We start from the raw sequence: 17899 nt of genomic DNA on the forward strand, positions 1-17899 counted from the left end.
GATGCGCGGCATGCTAGGCAGCGCACTGTTAGCGCAGCGTTAGCGGCGCCACTTGCAGGCTGCGGTCCCGACCCCCCTAACAACCATCGCCCTTGATCAGCCGCTGCGTCCCGGCCCGTATGCTGGAGGCCATGCGCGACACGCCGCACCAACTGCTGCTGGCCGGCCCACCGGCGCTGCGCCCGGCCGGTGCCGCCGCGGCCCAGCCCCTGGCACCGCTGGACGCTGCGCTGCTGGCCTGGCTGGCCATCGAAGGACCCACCCCACGCGCCCGCCTGGCCGCGCTGCTGTGGCCCGAAGCCGATGCCACCACGGCACGCAATTCGCTGCGCCAGCGCCTGTTCAAGCTGCGCCGTGGCGCCGGCCCGGCGTTGGTCGATGGCCGCGACCTGCTGCAGCTGTCGGAGGCGGTGGCGCACGACCTGCACGAGGCTCACACCCTGCTGGGCGATACCGAGCCACCCGTCGCGGGCGACTTCGCCGCCTGGCTGGCCGCACAGCGTGCGCTGCGCCGCCAGCGCGGATCCGCCGTGCTGCTGCAGCGAGCCGAGCAGGCGCAGGCCTGGCCCGAGGCGCTGGTCCACGCGCAGGCGCTGCTGGCGCTGCAGCCGCAGTCGGAAGCCGCCTGGCGCCGCCTGATGCGCCTGCACTACCTGGCCGGTGATCGCGCCGCAGCACTGCAGGCCTTCGACCGCTGCGAACGCATGTTGAAGGACGAGATCGGCACCCGCCCCGATGCCGAGACGCTGGCCCTGCTGCACACGCTGGAGCAGGCCGCAACGGCCGCCCGCACGCGGCCGCCCGTACATGCGGTGCCGGCCTCGGTGTTGCGCCCGCCCCGCCTGGTGGGGCGTGACGACGCGAACCGCCAGCTGCACGAGGCGTGGGAAGCCTGCGAACCTGCGCTGGTGCTGGGCGATGCCGGCATGGGCAAGAGCCGGCTGCTGGCCGAGTTCGTGGCCACGCGGCCGGCGCCGGACCGGGTCCTCGTCACCGGCGCGCGGCCGGGCGACGAACGCGTGGTGCACGCCTCGCTCTCCCGCCTGCTGCGTGCGCTGCCGCCTGGTGTCTTCGACACGCTGCTGCCTTCGGTGCGGCAGGAGCTGGCGCGCCTGCTGCCCGAGCTGGGCCCGGCCGAACCGCTGACCACCGAGGCGCAGCGCACGCGCATGGTCAATGCCGTGGTGGCGTTGCTGGCCTCGCCGGCGCTGGGGCTGGAGGCGGTGGTCTTCGACGACCTGCACTTCGCCGACGACGCCAGCATCGCCTTGCTGCAGGCGTTGTCGGCCGCGCTGCCGCTGCGCTGGCTGGTGGGCGCGCGCCCTGCCGAGGTGGGCGAGGCCGGCCGCGACTGGCTGCAGGGCTTTGCAGGCGGCCAGGGCGTGCGCCGGGTGCTTCTGCCACCGCTGGCGCAGGCCCAGGTGGCCGAGCTGGTCGGCTCGCTGGCGCTCGACGGCCTGGATGCCACTTCCCTGGCTGAGCGCGCCTGGCGCCATGGCGGCGGCAATCCGCTCTTCGTGCTGGAAGCGGCCAAGGCCGCCCTCAGCGCGCCGTCCGGGGCCGAGGGCGCTGGCCGCCTGCCCGCGCTGCCGGGCGTGACGGATCTGATCCAGCGCCGGCTGACGCGGCTGTCGGCCGCAGCCATCGAACTGGCGCGGTGCGCCGCCGTGGCCGCGCCCGATTTCGACATCGCGCTGGCCTGCCAGGTGCTGGGCCGGCGCACGCTGGCGCTGGCCGATCCGATGGCCGAGCTGGAAGCCGCGCACGTCCTGGTCGACGGCGCCTTTGCGCATGACCTGGTCTACGAGAGCGCACTCGCCTCGGTGCCGCGCGCGGTGGCGCTGCAACTGCATGCCGACATCGCCGCCGTGCTGCAGGCGCGTGGTGGCGAACCGGCCCGCGTGGCCGCGCACTGGCTGGCCGCGGGCCACGACGGCCAGGCGCTGCAGGCGCTGCTGCAGGCCGCGGCCAAGGCGCGCGCCGCGCTGCGCCGGCGCGAAGAACTGGAAGCGCTGCGTCAGGCGGCCGACATCGCCGAGCGCCTGGGCCGGCGTGACACCGCCTTCGACGCGCTGTTCCAGGCCTTCGAGGCGCTGGAAGTGCTGGACCGCACGCAGATTGACGAGGACTTCCTGGCCCGCTTGCAGGCCCTGGCCGACCAGCCCGCGCAGCGCCTGCGCGTGCTGCTGGCCTGCGCCTCACGCGCGCAGAACCTGGGTGACTACGACAACGGCCTGGCGCTGGCCGAACAGGCCGCCGGGCTGGCCCGCACGCTGCAGCAGCCGGCGCAAGAGGTCGAGGCCTTGCGCGCCGCGGCCGCCTGCGCCAGCTTCAGTGGGCAGAAGACCCGCGCGGTGAACCTGCTGCGCCCCGCGCTGCCGCAGGTGTTGATGCATTGCACGCAGCTGGAGCAGCAGACCTATTTCAACGACCTGGGCTGCTGCCTGGACAACGACAACCAGCATGCCGAAGCCGCCGACTGCCACCGCCGCGCGCTCGACCTGGCGATGCAGATCGGCCGCCTGGACCAGGCCTCGATCTCCTGCGCCAACCGCGCCTATTCACTGAGAAGCGTGGGCCAGCTGGCGGCGGCGCTGCAGCAGGTGCAGCAGGCGCGCCGCCATGCGCTGGCCGTCGACGAGGCCACCGCCGTCACCTACCCGCTGGACGTGATGAGCCTGTCGCTGCTGCGCGACCTGGGCCGCTATGAGGAAGCCCTGCGCATCGGCGAGGTGGCACTGCAGACCATCGACCAGAACCCCATCGGCCGCTTCGTGGTGCGGGGCCACTGGGTGCAGCTGTGGTTGAACCTGGGCCAGGTGGCCCGCGCGCAGCAGCTGCTGGCGGGCTTGCGGGCCGAGGACCTGCCGGCCTTCCAGCGCGGGCGCCTGCACGCCCTGTGGGGGCGGCTGCAACTGGCCACCGGTCAGCGTGCCGACGCGGCGCTGGCCGCGGCCGTGCAGGAGATTCCGCAGGCCGGCCGCGCCGTGCTGACCGCCATGGCCCGCCTGGACTTGGCCGAGACGCTGGACCCGCCTGAGGCGCTGGCGCTGTGCGACGACGTGCAGCAGGCGGCCCTGGCATGGGGCCAGGCCGGCGTGGCGCAGGCAGCCTGCGTGCGTGGGGCCGCAGCCGCCTTGCGCGCCGGCGATGCGCAGCAGGCGGCGGCGCTGGCGCAGCAGGCCTTGCAGGCCCTCGACCAGCAGGTGCTGCCCGACGACCTCTACCGTGCCGAGCTGTGGCTGGTGGCCGCCCGCGCTTTTGCCGCCGCGGGCGACCCGGTGAGCGCCGAGCGCATCGCCCGGCAAGGGGAACGCTGGGTGCACGACACGGCGGCGCTGGCACCGGCCCCGTTTCGTGCCAGCTTCCTGCAGCGCAATGCGGTCAACCGGGCCTTGCTGGCGCTGGCAGCGGCGCCGCTGCTGCGCTGACCTGCGCGCCGCGCGCAGGCCTCAACCTCAGCGCGCCACCCGCGCCATCCGCGCCAGCGGCTGCGATTCCGATTCGTCCTTCGCGGCCTGCAGCCGGAAGTCGAAGCGCACGCGGGTGAACGGGGCGGTGACGCCCAGCGACTCGTAGCCGGCCGGCGGGGTGCCGGGTTCCAGCGTCACCACCAGGCCGTCGCGGGTGGCGAAGGCGAAGTCGTCGTCGATGAAGGTGTCGCCCGGGATGTTGACCTGGGTGGTCAGCAGGCGCTGGCCCGGCGCGGCCACCAGGAAGTGGATGTGCGCCGGCCGGTTGCCGTGGCGGCCCAGGGCCTGGAACAGCTCCGAGGTGGGGCTGTTCGGCGGAATGGCATAGCCCGGCGGCAGGAAGCTGCGGAAGCGGTAGCGGCCCTGGTCGTCGGTCTCGATGCGGCGGCGCAGCGCGTAGGGCGCCTGGTCGGGGTCGAAGTGCGAGTAGCGGCCCTTCTCGTTGGCATGCCACACGTCCACGATGGCGTGCGCCACCGGCTGGCCGTGCTCGTCCAGCACCTGGCCCTCCATCACCAGCACCTCGCCGCGCGGCTCGCCTTCGTCCACCCGCGCCTCGTGGCGCGACAGCGGCGCGCCGGCGATGTACAGGGGCCCTTCGATGGCGCGCGGCGTGCCGTCGGTCGAACGGCCGGCGCGGCGGTCGGCTTCATCGGCGCGGATGTCCAGCAGCCGGTCGAAGCCCAGGCCGGCGGTGATCAGGCCCATCTGGCCGCTGGCGCCCAGGCGCGACAGCCAGTCGGTGGCGGCCCAGAACTCGTCGGCGCTGACGTCCATCTCGTCGATGGTGCGGAACAGGTCGGCGACGATGCGCGGCGGTGATGCTGCGCACACGGTCGTTGCCGCCGCCCTGGTGGCTGGCGTTGACGCGGTCCAGCAGCTGCTGGGCGGTGAATTCGTTGCTCATGGCTTGTCTCCTGTTGGGATGCTGGCGGGGAAAATCGGACGGGTCAGCGGTCGTCTTCGTGCACCGACGACGCATGGCGGCACAAGGCCTGCACTTCGATGTCCATGTACGGGAACAGCGGCAGCTGCGACAGCAGCTCGTGCAGCTCGGCCGGGCCCGACACGTCGAACACGCTCACATTGGCATAGCGGCCGGCGATGCGCCACAAGTGGCGCCAGCGGCCGGCGCGCTGCAACTCCTGCGACATGGCCTTCTCGCGGGCCTTCAGCTCATCCGCCTTGGCAGGCGGCATGTCGTGCGGCAGGCGCACGGTCATCTGCACGTGGAACAGCATGGGTTCAGTCTCCTCGGGAAAGGGTCAGGCCGTCACGGCCACCGCGGTGCGCTGGCGGTCACGGCGGTAGAAGGCAAGCTTGTCCTCGTCCACGCTCACGCCCAGGCCGGGCGCTTGCGTCAGGTGCAGCTCAAAATCGCGGAAGTCGGGCCGCGCGGTGACGATGTCGTCCTTCAGCAGCAGCGGGCCGAACAGCTCGGTGCCCCAGCGCAGCTGCGGGCAGGCGGCAAAGGCATGGGCGGAGGCGATGCTGCCGATGCTGCCTTCCAGCAGCGTCCCGCCATAGAGGCCAATGCCGGCCGCCTCGGCCACCGCGGCGGTGCGCAGCGTGTTCAGCAGGCCACCGGCCTTCGAGATCTTGAGCGCGAACACGTCGGCCGCGGCTTCCTGCGCCAGTTCCAGCGCGTCCTCCGGGCCGTTGATGGATTCGTCGGCCATGATGGGCACGTCGAAGCGCGCGGCCAGGCGCGCCAGGGCCGCGCGGTGGCGGCGCGCCACCGGCTGCTCCACCAGGCCCACACCGGCCTGCTCCAGCGCGGCGATGGACCGCTGCGCGGTGGTCTCGTCCCAGGCCTGGTTCACGTCCACGGTGATCAGCACCTCGTCACCCAGCGCTCGCTTGATGTGCGCCACATGCGCCACGTTGGCCGCCGGGTCGCCCTTGCCGATCTTGAGCTTGAACACCCGGTGGCGGCGCGCCTCCATCAGGCCCAGGGCCTCGTCCACGTCACGGGCGCTGTCGCCGCTGGCCAGCGTCCACAGCACCGGCATCGAGGTGCGCAGCGCACCGCCCAGCAGCGCATGCACCGGCTGGCCCAGCCGGTGGCCCAGCGCGTCCAGCAGCGCGGTCTCGATGGCCGACTTGGCATACGACTGGCCCTGCACATGGCGGTTCATCAAGGCCATGGCGGCATTCACGTTGCCCGCGTCCTGGCCGATGAGCAGCGGGGCCAGGTAGGTATCGATGGCCAGCTGCGTGCTCTCGGGGCTCTGGTCGCCATAGGCCAGGCCACCGATGCTGGTGGCCTCGCCCACGCCTGTGCTGCCGTCGGCGCAGCGCAGCCGCACGATCACCAGCGACTGCCGGTGCAGCGTGGTCATGGCCAGCTGGTGCGCTCGGATGGTAGGCAGGTCGACGATGATCGACTCGATCGATTCGATGGTCGTGCTGGAGGTGGCCGGGGTCGGGTTCATGACGGCGATGTTCCTGCGCCGGCCGGCAGGCGTCCAATACCATCGGTGTGCCGCTCCATACCGCAGCGGTATGGTGCAAAGGACGACGCGATGATCGAGATCAGGCAACTCCGCTACTTCGAGGCCGTGGCCACCGCGCTGAGTTTCAGCCGCGCGGCCGAGCGCCTGCACATGGCGCAGCCGCCGCTGAGCCGCCAGATCCAGCAGCTGGAACAGGCCCTGGGCGCGCAGCTGATCGACCGCAGCGCACGGCCGCTGCAGCTCACACCGGCGGGCCGCTTCTTCCTGGAACAGACGGTGCAGATCCTGGCACGGCTGAAGGAAAGCACCGAGGCCACGCGCCGCATCGCTGAAGGCCGGCGCACCGTGTTCGGCATCGGCTTCGTGCCCTCGGCGCTGTACGGGCTGCTGCCGGAGCTGATCCGCCAGTTCCGGCAGCTGCACACCGAGGTGGAGGTGCAGCTGTCGGAGCTGATCACGGTGCAACAGGCCGAGGCGCTGAAGTCCGGCCGCATCGACGTGGGCTTCGGCCGGCTGGTGCTGGACGATCCCGACATCGAGAGCGTGACCCTGCTGGAAGAGCCCATCGTGGCCGCCCTGCCCGCCCGCCACCCGCTGCTGCGGCGCAAGCTGCTGCCGCTGCAGCTGCTGGCCCAGGAGCCGCTGCTGCTGTACCCGGCGCGCCCCCGGCCCAGCTATGCCGACCATGTGCTGCAGCTCTTCAAGGGCCGCGGCCTGACGCCGCGCGTGGCGATGGAAGCCAACGAGCTGCAGACCGCGCTCGGCCTGGTGGCCGCCGGTGTGGGCATCGCGCTGGTGCCGGCCTCGGTGCGGCACCTGCACCGCAGCGAGGTGCACTACCGCCCGCTGGCAGACAGCACGGCGGTGTCGCCGGTGATCATGAATGCGCGGGCCGGAGACCGCGATGCGCTGCTGGGCCGACTGCGCCAGCTGGCGCTGGAGCTGGCGCGCAAGCAGCACCATCCCGCTTCACGCACCAGTTACAAATAGCCGTCGTTCGCCCCGCTCCTCCGCCGATGCCCCGGCAAGGGGCATTTCTAGACTGACTCCATCCTGCAACAGGTCTCGGAGTCGTCCTTGATGTCTTGTATTTCCCGCCGCCGGCTGCGTGCCGGTCGCGGTCTGCTGTCCGGTGCGCTGCTGCTGGCCTTCGGCCAGCTGGCGCATGCCCAAAACGATGCCGGCTCACTGCTGCGCCAGTCCGAGCCCCGCACCCCCGAACTGCCGGGCCGGGCCCCGGCCCTGACGACACCGACGGCGCCCGCCACCCCGGCGGCGGCCAGCGGCCCCCGCTTCGAACTGAAGTCGGTGGAGATTGAAGGCAACACCCTGCTGAGCCGCGCCGAGCTGGACGCGGTGCTGGCGCCGTGGGTGGGCCAGCGCGTGGGCATGGCCGAGCTGCAGCAGGCCGCCTCGGCGGTGCAGCAGGCCTATGCACAGCGCGGCTGGCTGGTGCAGGCCTACCTGCCTAGACAAGACGTGAGCAGCGGCCATGTGCGCCTGCGCATCGTCGAGGCCCGCTTCGGCGGCGTGCGCCTGGAAGGCGAGCCCGGCCGCTTCAACCCGGCGCTGGCCCGCGCCATCATCGGCGCGGCGCAGCCCACCGGCCAGGCGCTGAACCAGCAGGCGCTTGACCGCGGCCTGATGCTGGTGGACGACCTGCCCGGCGTGAGCATGTCGGCCAGCCTGCAGGCCGGTGAGCAGGAAGGCGAGACCGCGCTGGCGCTGCGCCTGACGGACACGCCGCGCTTCGGCGGCGAGCTGGGCTCGGACAACGCCGGTGGCCGCGCCACCGGCACCGGCCGCCTGTTTGCGACGCTGCGGCTGGACGGCCCGCTGGGCCGCGGCGACCAGTTCAGCACCACGCTGCTGCACAGCCAGGGCAACGACTACCTGCGCCTGGGCGGCAGCCTGCCGGTGGGCGTGAACGGCTGGCGCCTGGGCGCCAACGTGTCCACGCTCAGCTACAAGCTCACCGAGCAGGACTTCAATGCGCTGGACGGCCGTGGCCGCTCGCACACCGCGGGGCTGGACGCCAGCTATCCGCTGGTGCGCTCGCGCGATCGCAACCTGTACCTGCAGCTGTCGGCCGAGCGGCGCTACTTCCGCAACGAGGCCAATGGCACGCTGATCAGCCGCTACCACGCCGACGTGGGCACGCTGGGCCTGTCGGGCAACCTGTTCGACACCTGGGGCGGCGGCGGCAGCACCGGCGGCGGGCTGGTCTTCAGCCTGGGTCGGCTCAACCTCAACGACTCGCCCAATGCCGCGGCCGATGCGGCCAGCGTGCGCACCGCCGGCAGCTTTGCCAAGCTGCGCTACAGCCTGAGCCGGCTGCAGCCGCTGAACGCCTGGCTGGCCGGCTACGCCTCGCTGTCGGGGCAGTTCGCCGACGGCAACCTCGATTCCTCGGAAAAGCTGTACCTGGGTGGCCCGCAGGGCGTGCGCGCCTACCCGGCCAACGAAGGCGGCGGCAGCGCCGGATCGCTGCTGAACCTGGAACTGCGCGCCACCTTGTCGCCACAGTGGCGGCTGATCGGTTTCTACGACCGCGGCCAGGTGCGCACCAACGTCGACAACCGCCTGGTCGGCAGCGACCCCAACAGCTACGTGCTCGAGGGCGCCGGCGCCAGCCTGGGCTGGAGCGGGCCGAAGGCCAGCGACGTGCGCCTGACCTGGGCGCGCCGCTTCGGCCACAACCCCAACCCGACCTCCACCGGGCAGGACCAGGACGGTTCGCTCAAGCGCAACCGCGTGTGGCTGCAAGCCTCGCTCTCCTTCTGAACAGCATGAACCGCATTTACCGCATCGTCTGGAACGAGGCCCAGGGCGCCTGGGTGGCCGTCACCGAAATCGCCAGGGGCCGTGGCCCGCGGGCCGTCCTGTCCGCCCGCAGCCTGCGCCGCATGGGCCTGGCCGCGCTGGCCGCCAGCGGCGCCGCCGCATTGGCCGCACCCCCCACCCCGGCCGCGCCCGCGCCCACCACGCTGCCCACCGGTGGCCAGGTGGTGGCCGGCCAGGCCGGCATCAGCCAGAACGGCGCCACGCTCACCGTGCAGCAGGCCAGCCAGCGCGCGGCCATCGACTGGCAGCGCTTCGACATCGGCCGCGATGCCACCGTGCGCTTCGCGCAGCCGGGCCGCGACGCCGTCACGCTCAACCGCGTGCTGGACAACCAGCCCAGCCGCATCTTCGGCCGCATCCAGGCCGATGGGCAGGTGTTCCTCAGCAACCCGTCGGGGGTGTACTTCGCGCCCGGCGCCAGCGCCGACGTCGGCGGCCTGGTGGCCACCACCATGGCCATCGGCGTGGACGATTTCATGGCCGGCAGCACCACCTTCGGCCGCCACGGCAGCACCGGCGCCGTGGTCAACGAAGGCACGCTGCAGGCCCGCTATGGCGGCTACATCGCGCTGCTGGCGCCCGAGGTGGTCAACAGCGGCCTGGTGCTGGCTCAGGCCGGCACCGTGGCCCTGGGCGCCGGTGAGGCGGTGGAGCTGCAGTTCGCGGGCGGGCAGCTCGCCAAGCTGCGCGTCGAGCCGGCCACCGTGGCGGCCTTGATCGAGAACCGGCAGGCCGTGCAGGCGCCGGACGGCATCATCCTGATGTCCGCCCGCGCCGCACAGGCGCTGGGCGGCAGCGTCATCCGCCACAGCGGCGAGATGGCGGCCGACAGCCTGCAGGCGCAAGGCGGCCGCATCGTGCTGGAAGCCGACCGCATCGAGCTGGCCACCGGCTCGCGCACCAGCGCCACGGGTGCCACCGGTGGCGGCGACATCCGCATCGGCGGCGGCTGGCAAGGCAGCGGCGACACCTACCAGGCGCGCGAAGTGCTGCTGGCCGCGGGCGCCAGCGTCGATGCCTCGGCCACCGGCCGCGGCAACGGCGGCAGCGTGGTGCTGTGGAGCGACATCCACAACGCCGACAGCCGCACCGGCGTGTTCGGCAGCATCGCCGCCAAGGGCGGCGCGCAGGCTGGCGACGGCGGGCGCATCGAGACCTCGGGGCATGCCATCACCATCAGCGGCAGCACCGTGGATGCCAGTGCACCGCAAGGCAAGGGCGGCGAGTGGCTGATCGACCCGTACGACATGACGATCAGCAGCAGCGCGGCCGTGAACAACACCGGCTGGGCGTCGATCGGCACCGGCTCCAACATGTGGGTCGGCGACCTGCAAGGGGCGCTGAACAGCGGCAACAGCATCACGGTGCGCACCGGCAGCGGTGGCAGCGAGCGCGGTGACATCACCGTCAACGCCGCCATCACCAAGAGCAGCGGCAGCGAAGCCACGCTGACCTTCGAGGCGGCCAACTCCATCATCGTCAACCAGCCGATCAGCGCGACCAACGGCACACGCCTGAACGTGGTGTTCGACGCCGACAACAACAACGGCGCACGCGACGGCGCCGGCATGACGCTGCTGGCGGCCAACGTCAGCACCGGCGGCGGCGCGTTGAGCTTCGGCACCGGTGCCACGCTGAGCCTGAACGGTGTCAACACGCTGGTGGGCGGCGACGTGTACCTGGGCAGCGGCGCCAGCACGCTGGCCACCGGCGGCGGCGCACTGACCGTCAACGGCCAGATGCTGATCGCCAATCCGTCGGGCGTGACCATCACCACCGGCGGTGGCGCGGCCACCTTCCACGGCGCCATCGACAGCGCCAACAGCTTCAGCTTCGTCAACAGCGGCGCCATCACCTGGGTCGACGCCTTCAGCGATGCCAAGAACGGCACCGCGGGTGGTGCCGCCGTGGGCGACAGCTACCTGGCCACGCTGACCTCACGCGCCGAGAACATGATCGGCAGCCAGGTGGCCAACTATGCCGAATCGTGGCTGGGCGCACGCCGCTCCACCACGGCCAACGCCGCCACCCCCACGGGCGGCGCCGACAACACCTGGCGCTGGATTGCCGGCCCCGAAGGCCAGGCCGAGGGTGGCCAGGGCAAGCGCTTCTATGAAGGCCGTGACACTTCCGGCGCCACCGTCACAGGGGCCTACTCGAACTGGAGCTCCAGCGAGCCGAACGACTTCAACCCCGGTGAAAGCGCTGCGCAGTTCATCGGCAACTTCGGCCAGTGGAACGACATGCCGGCCAACCTGGCGGTGGGCACGGGTTACCTGCGCGAGACCAACCTGGCGGGATCGCCCCTGACCGTCAACGCCGGCGCGGGCCAAGTCAGCTTCCTGGGCAAGGTCGGCGGCCAGAAGGCCCTGGGCGCGCTCACCGTGACCGGCAGCAAGGTCACCATCGCCGGCGGCGGCGTGCGCACCGAAGGCGCGCAGACCTACAACGCGCCCATCGAACTGGGCGCTGGCGCCACGGTGCTGGAACGCACCGCTACGGACACCGACTTCACCCTGCCCGTCAACCAGACGATCACCTACACCGGCAACACCGCGTCCAGCCTCACCCTCCTGGCCACGCGCAACATCTTCATCGGCGACGGCACGCACATCACCTCGCAGAACGCAGCGCTGGACGTGGTGCTCAACAGCGACAGCGATCGCCCCAACGCCGCCGGCCGCGGCACGGCGCTGGCCGGCGGTGCCGTGGTCTCGCAGGCGCGCCTGGTCATCGACACCCATGGCGGCGACCTGATGATCGGCGGCGGCGATGCCCTGGACGGCAGCGGCATGGCCATCGGCGTGGCCAGCGGCAACGACTTCACCCGCGGCATCTTCCTGCGCTCGGCCACCGTCAATGCGGGCGGCGGCCACATCGAGCTGCGCGGCACCGGCAGCACCGCCGATGGTGAAGGCATCCTGATCCAGTCCGACGGCGGCCAGAGCCGCTTCCGCACCACTGGCAGCGGCCACATCACGATGGAAGGCATCGGCGGCGCCGCCGGCACACCCAACGCCTGGACCACCGGTGTGGCGCTGGAGATGACGGCGCTGCAGACCGACAGCGGCGCGATCACCCTCACCGGCGTCGGCGGCGGCTACGGCAGCAGCTCACCGGTCAACCAGTCGGGCGTGCGCTTCGCCAATGCCGGCATCAACAGCGTGGTGTCGGCCAGCGGGCCCATCACCATCACCGGCACCATGGGCAGCCCGACGAGCTGGGCCACCAACGGCGCCGGCATCGAGTTCGCGACGGCCACCTCTGTGGGCAACGGCAACGGCACCGCGGGCACGGTGAGCGGCTCCACCGCCGACATCAGCTTGACCACCGACAACCTGTCGGTGGCCAACGGCACCGCGTTCTCGTCCAGCGGCACGCTGACGGTGGCACCGTTGACGGCATCGACCAGCATCGGCGTGGCCGGCGCGGCGGGCACGCTGCAGCTGATCCCCACCTTCGTGTTGAACGGCTTTGAGCGCGTCGTCCTCGGCCGCACCGACGGCACCGGCACCGTCAACGTGAACGCGATGACGGTCAACGATTCGCTCACGCTGCAAAGCGGCACCGGCGCGATCAACCTGCTGGGCGTGCTCAACGCGGGCACCAACAACGTGACGCTGCGCAGCGACGGCACCGTGACCGCGCAGGGATCGACCGGCGTGCAGGCCGCCAGCCTCGGCCTGCAAGGCAGCGGCAGCTTCAACCTCACGGGCAGCGCCAATGCCATCGGCACCGTGGCGGGCTCCGTCGGCACGCTGAACCTGCAGCAGGCCGATGGGCTGACCATCGGCACCGTGGAAGGCGTGACGGGCCTGACGGGCACCGGCACGCTGCGGGTGGACAGCGCCAACGGCGACCTGAACCTGGCAGGCAACGTGTCCACCTCGGCCACCGGCAACGATGCGGTCACGCTCAACGCCGGCAGCGCCACGGCGGCGGGCGCCGCCACCGGCGGCAACATCACCGCCACCAACGGCGTGACGGTGAGCGTGGGCAGCGGTGGCCGCGCCGCGCTGTACACCGGCAGCGTGGCCAACAGCACCGGGCTGGAAGCGGTGGCCGGCAGCGGCAGTGGCCGCTTCCGTTACGGCAGCGACGAGAGCACCACCCAGTTCAGCCGCGCGCTGGGCAGCGGCGTGAACGTGGTCTACCGCGAACAGCCGCTGGTGACGCTGCAGGCCAGCAACGGCAGCAGCGTTTACGGCCAGGCCGTGGCGGGCAGCTTCAGCGGCAGCGGCTATGCCAACGGCGATAACGATGCCAACGCATTGACGGGCACCGCCAGCTACCAGTTCAGCGGCGGCCCGCGCTCGACCTCGGGCGCCTTTGCGGTGGGCACGCACCAGGTGGCGCTGAGCGGCCTGGCCTCCGACCTGGGCTACGCAGTGCAGACGGCCGGAGGCAGCTGGACGGTGACCCCGGCCACGCTGTCCGCGGTGTCGGGCATCACGGCGCAGGACAAGGTCTACAACGGCTTGACCACGGCCAGCCTGGACATCTCTGGCGCACAGTTCCAGGGCATGGCGGTGGGCGATGAACTGACCCTGGCAGCGGCCAGCGGCCAGTTCGCCGACAAGAACGTCGGCAACGGCAAGACGGTGGGCATCACCGGCCTGACCCTCGGCGGCGCCGACGCGGGCAACTACGTGCTGGCCTCCAGCAGCGCCAGCACCACGGCCAGCATCACGCCGGCCAGCATCAGCGTCAGCGGTATCACGGCGCAGGACCGGGTCTACAACGGCTCCACCGTGGCCACGGTCAATACCTCGGGCGCCCAACTGCAGGGCCTGGTCAATGGCGACTCATTGACCGTGGCCAACGCCTCCGGCCGCTTTGCGGACAAGAACGTGGGCCAGGGCAAGACGGTGACCATCACGGGTGTGGTGCTGGTGGGCGACGATGTCGCCAACTACGTGCTGGCTGCCGGCAGCAGCACCGCCACCGCCAGCATCACCCCCGCCGCGCTGACGGCGGTGACGGGCATCACCGCGCAGGGCAAGGTGTACGACGGCAATACCGCCGCCACCCTCAACACCACCGGCGCGCAGTTCCAGGGCCTGCTGGCCGGTGACGTGCTGTCGGTGGCGCAGGCCAACGGCCGCTTTGCCGACAAGAACGCGGGCCGCAACAAGACGGTGGCCATCAGCGGCCTGGCGCTCGGCGGCACCGATGCCGGCAACTACGTGCTGGCCTCGACCACCGGCACCACCACCGCCAGCATCACGCCGGCACAGCTGACGGCCGTCAGCGGCATCACAGCGCAGGACAAGGTGTACGACGCCGGCACCGCCGCCACCCTGAACACCGGTGCGGCGCAGCTGCAAGGCGTGCTGGGTGCCGACACGGTGCTGGTGGCCAGCGCCACCGGCCGCTTTGCCGACAAGAACGTGGCCAGCGGCAAAACCGTGACGGTGAGCGACGTGGCACTGGGCGGCGCGGATGCGGGCAACTACGTGCTGGCCAGCAATGCCAGCATCGCCGCCACCAGCGCCAGCATCACGCCGGCGGCCCTGAGCGTGGCCGGCCGCATCAGCGCGCGCAACCGGGTGGAAGATGGCACCACCACCGCCCAGGTGGACCTGTCGGGCGTGTCGCTGTCTGGCGTGGCCAGTGGCGATACCGTGACGCTGACCACCGGCCCTGCCCGCTTCGATTCGGCCCAGCAGGGCAATGGCCGCACCGTGACGGTGGCCGGTCTGGCCCTGGCGGGTGCCGACGCGGCCAACTACCGCCTGAGCACCGAACAGCTGACGACCACCGCCGACCTGTATGCGGCGCCGCCGCTCACCACGCCGGTGTTGCCGCCCGTGGTGGTGCCGACGCCGCCGGTCGTCGCACCGGCAGGCCTGCCGGCGCCGGTTTCGGTGTCGGTGATCGCCGGCTCGGCGGCCGGGGTGCCTGTGGGTGCGCCCGCTGCGGCAGCGGTCACCGCGTCGCCGGCCACAGCCGCGGTCGGTGCTGCGGGGCCGGCCGGCACGGTCGCCGTGACGGCGGCCACCGGCGGCACCGCCTCCGCGGGCGCGTCACCCGCCCAGCCGGCTACTGCGAGCGTGGGTGGCGGCAGCGGCAGCGCTGGCAGCGGCAGCGCTGGCAGCGCGGCCCCGGGCGGTGCAGGCAGTTCGGGCACCGCAGGCGGCGGCTTCGGCACGCCCAGCAGCGGCGTCGGCGCGCAGGGCGCCCCGAGCACCGTGACGCCGGCCACCCCCAGCGGCGGCACCCCTGCGCCGCAGGGCGCAGGCGGCACGCCGTCGATCGCGGTGCAGCTGGTGCAGGCGCCGGGCACGGGCGGGTCGGGTGTGGTCACGGTCAGCGTGCCGCAGGAGGTGCTGCGCAGCGGCAACGGCTTCTCCTTCCCGCTGCCCGATGCGCTGCAGCAACCCATCAGCACCGGCGCCACGGTGAGCGTGAGCACGGCCGAAGGCCGGCCGCTGCCCGCCTGGCTGCGCTTCGACGCTGCCTCGGGCCGCTTCATCGGCCAGCAGGTGCCGGAAGGCGCCCTGCCGCTGCAGGTGCAGCTGGTGGTCAATGGCCAGCGCACGGTGATGTCGATCGCCCAGCAGTCGCGCTGACCCATCGCTCCACCGTCACGCCACCGGCCGCCCTCGGCGCCCGGTGGCGTTTTTCATGGCGCCGCGCCGTCAGGCCGGTGCGCTGTGCGCCTGCAGTTCGTCGTGCAGTACCTGAAGGGCCCGGCGGTCGATGGCCTTCAATGCCTCGGTGCGGGCCGTGTCCTGCAACGGCAGGAAGGAGGCCGCACCGAAGTCGCTGAGCAGCGCCCCGCCCTGCCCATCCACCAGCAGGTTGTGGGCATACAGGTCGCCATGGCTCAGGCCGCAGGCATGCAGGTGGGCCAGCGCCGCCTCGGCCGCCTGGGCGATGGCCCGGGCATGGGCCGCGGGCAGCCGCAGGCCGGGTGCATACACGTCGCGGCTGCAGCTGGCCATGCTGGGCGGCCCGGCCAGTGCCGCCCATTGCAGCGGCAGCCGGTGCATCACCAGGCCCTGCACGCCCTGCGGATGGCCCCGCAGCACCCCCAGCAGGCCCACCAGCGCCGGGTGCCGGCCGGCCACCAGCGTGGCCGCCATCTCGCACTGGGGCAGGCCGTCGCTGGTCATGGCGCCCTTGAACAGCTTCACCGCCACGTCCTGCGCCGGCGCGTCGGCCGGCTGCCAGCGCGCCGCATGGATGTGGCCGGAAGCGCCCTCGCCCAGCAGCGCCTGCAGCCGCAGCTCATCCCAGGCGATGGGGCGGGCCGCCGCCTGCGACGGTGCCGCCTGCTCCTGCGCGGCGCTGAACGGGTTGCCTGCATGCGCCAGCCAGGCCAGGCGCGGCAGCGCCAGCAGTTCCTCAGGCAGCGCGTCCTGCACCCGCTCGAAGCGGTTGGCCGACAGCCGCAACAGCTCCAGCCGCTGCAGCCGGCCCAGGCCTTCGGGCAGGCGCTGCAGCTGGTTGCCGGCCAGCATCAGCTTTTGCATCGGCGCGCAATCGGCCAGCGTGGGCGGCAGTTCGGCCACCTGGTTGTCGGTGAGGATCAACCAGCGCAGCGTGGGCGCCAGCGCCTGCGCCGGCACCTGGGCGATGCGGTTGGCCTTGAAGCCCAGCGTGTCCAGCCGCGGCAGCCGGCCCAGCATGGGCGGCAGCCGCTCGAAGCGGTTGCTGGAAGCGAACAGCGTGTGCAGCCGGGTCAGCGTGGCCAGGCCCTCGGGCAGCGTGGTCAGCGCGTTGTTCGACAGGTCCAGCACTTCCAGCGTGTCGGCCAGCGCCAGCACCTCGGGGGGCAGCTCGGTCAGGCCGCAGCCACGCAGGTCCAGCCGGGTGGCGCCCTGCAGCTGGCCGGCGCGCAGGCGGGCCAGCGTGTCCGGCGGGTTGGGGGTGGCGGCGTTCATGCGCCGGATTGTCGGCCGCGGGGGGCCGGCGCCGCCGGCCGGGCGCTGTGCCGCAGGCTGCCCCAGGCCAGCGCCGCCGCGATCCAGGCGCCGGCCGCCATGCCGGCCACCATGGGCAGCGGCCGGCCGTCGGTGAACAGGCCCACCACCGCCATCATCAGCGTGCCGGCCGCCATCTGCAGCGTGCCCAGCAGGGCCGAGGCCGCGCCGGCATGGGCGCCGTGCTCTTCCAGCGCCAGCACCGAGGTGGTGGGAATCACCAGCCCCATCAAGCCGCTGGCGATGAAGTACAGCACCAGCAGCACCACCAGCCGGTCGCCGCCCGCGGCGTAGTACAGCAGCATCGCGCCCATCACCGCCGCGCAGGCGGTGGCGGCGCCACGCGCCAATGGCGCCAGGCCGAAGCGCTCGCCCAGCGGGCCGTTGAGCTGCGAGGCGCCGAAAAACGCCGCCGCATTGACGCCGAAGGCCACGCTGTAGGTGGCCGGCGACAGGCCGTAGTGGTCGATCATCACGAACGACGAATTGGCCAGGTAGACGAAGAAGCCCGCCATCGCGAAGCCGCCGGTGAACACCAGGCCCAGGTAGTGGCGGTCGCGCAGCAGCGCGCCGTACACCGCGGCGGCATTGCCCTGCGCTGCGGCCCGACGGTCGGCGGGCTGGCGGGTTTCGGCCAGCGAGGTGGCCATCAGGGCCATGCCCGCCAGCGCGGCCACCGCCACCGCCCAGAACACGCTGCGCCAGCCGGCCAGCGCGATGGCCAGGCTGCCGGCCAGCGGCGCCAGGATGGGCGACACGCTGAACACCAGCATCAGCAGCGACATCAGCCGTGCCGCGTCGGTGCCGGTGTGCAGGTCGCGCACCACCGCCCGCGGGATGGCCATGCCCGCCGCCGCGCCCAGGCCCTGGATGAAGCGCAGCGCCACCAGGGTGTGGATGTCGGTGGCCAGCGCGCAGCCCACGCTGGCCAGCGCAAACAGCGCCAGCCCGGCATACAGCGGCGGGTTGCGGCCGAAGCGGTCGGACAAGGAGCCGAACACCATCTGCCCCGCAGCCAGCGCGACGAAGAACACCGTCAGGCTGGCCTGCACCGCGCCGATGCCGGCGCCCAGGCTGGCACCGATGGCCGGCAGCGCCGGCAGGTACATGTCGATGGCGAACGGCCCGACGGCCGACAGCAGGCCCAGCACCAGGGCGAGGCGGAAGAAGCGGGGCGAGGAAGACATCCGCCATTCTG

Annotated in this window: 8 protein-coding genes and 1 pseudogene; 4 read left to right on the forward strand and 5 right to left on the reverse strand. The window is 72.4% G+C overall.

Annotation, left to right across the window (positions count from 1 at the left end; translation table 11 throughout):
* Window positions 1–131: 131 nt before the first annotated feature.
* Window positions 132–3431, forward strand: coding sequence for an AAA family ATPase (locus tag MW290_RS05495; protein ID WP_250196258.1), 3300 nt, complete (start codon window positions 132–134; stop codon window positions 3429–3431).
* Window positions 3432–3458: 27 nt separating this feature from the next.
* Here MW290_RS05495 and MW290_RS05500 read toward each other — a convergent pair.
* The 3 genes and pseudogenes from MW290_RS05500 to MW290_RS05510 all read right to left on the reverse strand — a co-directional run bounded on the left by MW290_RS05500 (window position 3459) and on the right by MW290_RS05510 (window position 5908).
* Window positions 3459–4380 (reverse strand): annotated as a pseudogene (locus MW290_RS05500) (dioxygenase family protein).
* A 43-nt stretch (window positions 4381–4423) separates the two neighbouring features.
* On the reverse strand, window positions 4424–4714 hold the full coding sequence (gene catC / locus MW290_RS05505; RefSeq protein ID WP_250196259.1) for a muconolactone Delta-isomerase: 291 nt from the start codon (window positions 4712–4714) through the stop codon (window positions 4424–4426).
* A gap of 24 nt (window positions 4715–4738) precedes the next feature.
* Entirely contained in the window at window positions 4739–5908 is a 1170-nt protein-coding gene (locus MW290_RS05510; RefSeq protein ID WP_250196260.1) for a muconate/chloromuconate family cycloisomerase, read from the reverse strand.
* 93 nt (window positions 5909–6001) lie between these two features.
* Between MW290_RS05510 and MW290_RS05515 the strand changes: the two genes are divergently transcribed.
* From MW290_RS05515 to MW290_RS05525, 3 genes are all read left to right on the forward strand, one after another.
* Window positions 6002–6919 (forward strand): LysR family transcriptional regulator, encoded by a 918-nt coding sequence (locus MW290_RS05515; RefSeq protein WP_250196597.1) that lies wholly within the window; start codon window positions 6002–6004, stop codon window positions 6917–6919.
* A 90-nt stretch (window positions 6920–7009) separates the two neighbouring features.
* Window positions 7010–8713, forward strand: coding sequence for a ShlB/FhaC/HecB family hemolysin secretion/activation protein (locus MW290_RS05520; protein ID WP_250196261.1), 1704 nt, complete (start codon window positions 7010–7012; stop codon window positions 8711–8713).
* A gap of 5 nt (window positions 8714–8718) precedes the next feature.
* A complete protein-coding gene (locus MW290_RS05525) occupies window positions 8719–15345 on the forward strand; it encodes a YDG domain-containing protein (protein ID WP_250196262.1) in 6627 nt (2208 codons plus the stop codon).
* A gap of 69 nt (window positions 15346–15414) precedes the next feature.
* Here MW290_RS05525 and MW290_RS05530 read toward each other — a convergent pair whose 3' ends face one another.
* Complete coding sequence (locus MW290_RS05530) at window positions 15415–16662, reverse strand: leucine-rich repeat-containing protein kinase family protein (protein ID WP_250196263.1); 1248 nt, start codon at window positions 16660–16662, stop codon at window positions 15415–15417.
* Window positions 16659–17888: a multidrug effflux MFS transporter gene (locus MW290_RS05535; RefSeq protein WP_250196264.1), complete on the reverse strand. Its 1230-nt coding sequence runs from the start codon at window positions 17886–17888 to the stop codon at window positions 16659–16661. Before MW290_RS05535 ends, MW290_RS05530 begins: the two co-directional genes overlap by 4 nt.
* Between the last annotated feature and the right edge of the window lie 11 nt (window positions 17889–17899).

This window comes from Aquincola tertiaricarbonis (assembly GCF_023573145.1).
Taxonomy (GTDB): domain Bacteria; phylum Pseudomonadota; class Gammaproteobacteria; order Burkholderiales; family Burkholderiaceae_C; genus Aquincola; species Aquincola tertiaricarbonis_B.

Bases quoted from the DNA above. Each gene is read 5' to 3' on its own strand.
- MW290_RS05530 (WP_250196263.1), bottom strand. From the start codon at position 16,662: ATGAACGCCGCCACCCCCAACCCGCCGGACACGCTGGCCCGCCTGCGC.
- catC (WP_250196259.1), bottom strand. From the start codon at position 4,714: ATGCTGTTCCACGTGCAGATGACCGTGCGCCTGCCGCACGACATGCCG.
- MW290_RS05535 (WP_250196264.1), bottom strand. From the start codon at position 17,888: ATGTCTTCCTCGCCCCGCTTCTTCCGCCTCGCCCTGGTGCTGGGCCTG.
- MW290_RS05510 (WP_250196260.1), bottom strand. From the start codon at position 5,908: ATGAACCCGACCCCGGCCACCTCCAGCACGACCATCGAATCGATCGAG.
- MW290_RS05495 (WP_250196258.1), top strand. From the start codon at position 132: ATGCGCGACACGCCGCACCAACTGCTGCTGGCCGGCCCACCGGCGCTG.
- MW290_RS05520 (WP_250196261.1), top strand. From the start codon at position 7,010: ATGTCTTGTATTTCCCGCCGCCGGCTGCGTGCCGGTCGCGGTCTGCTG.
- MW290_RS05525 (WP_250196262.1), top strand. From the start codon at position 8,719: ATGAACCGCATTTACCGCATCGTCTGGAACGAGGCCCAGGGCGCCTGG.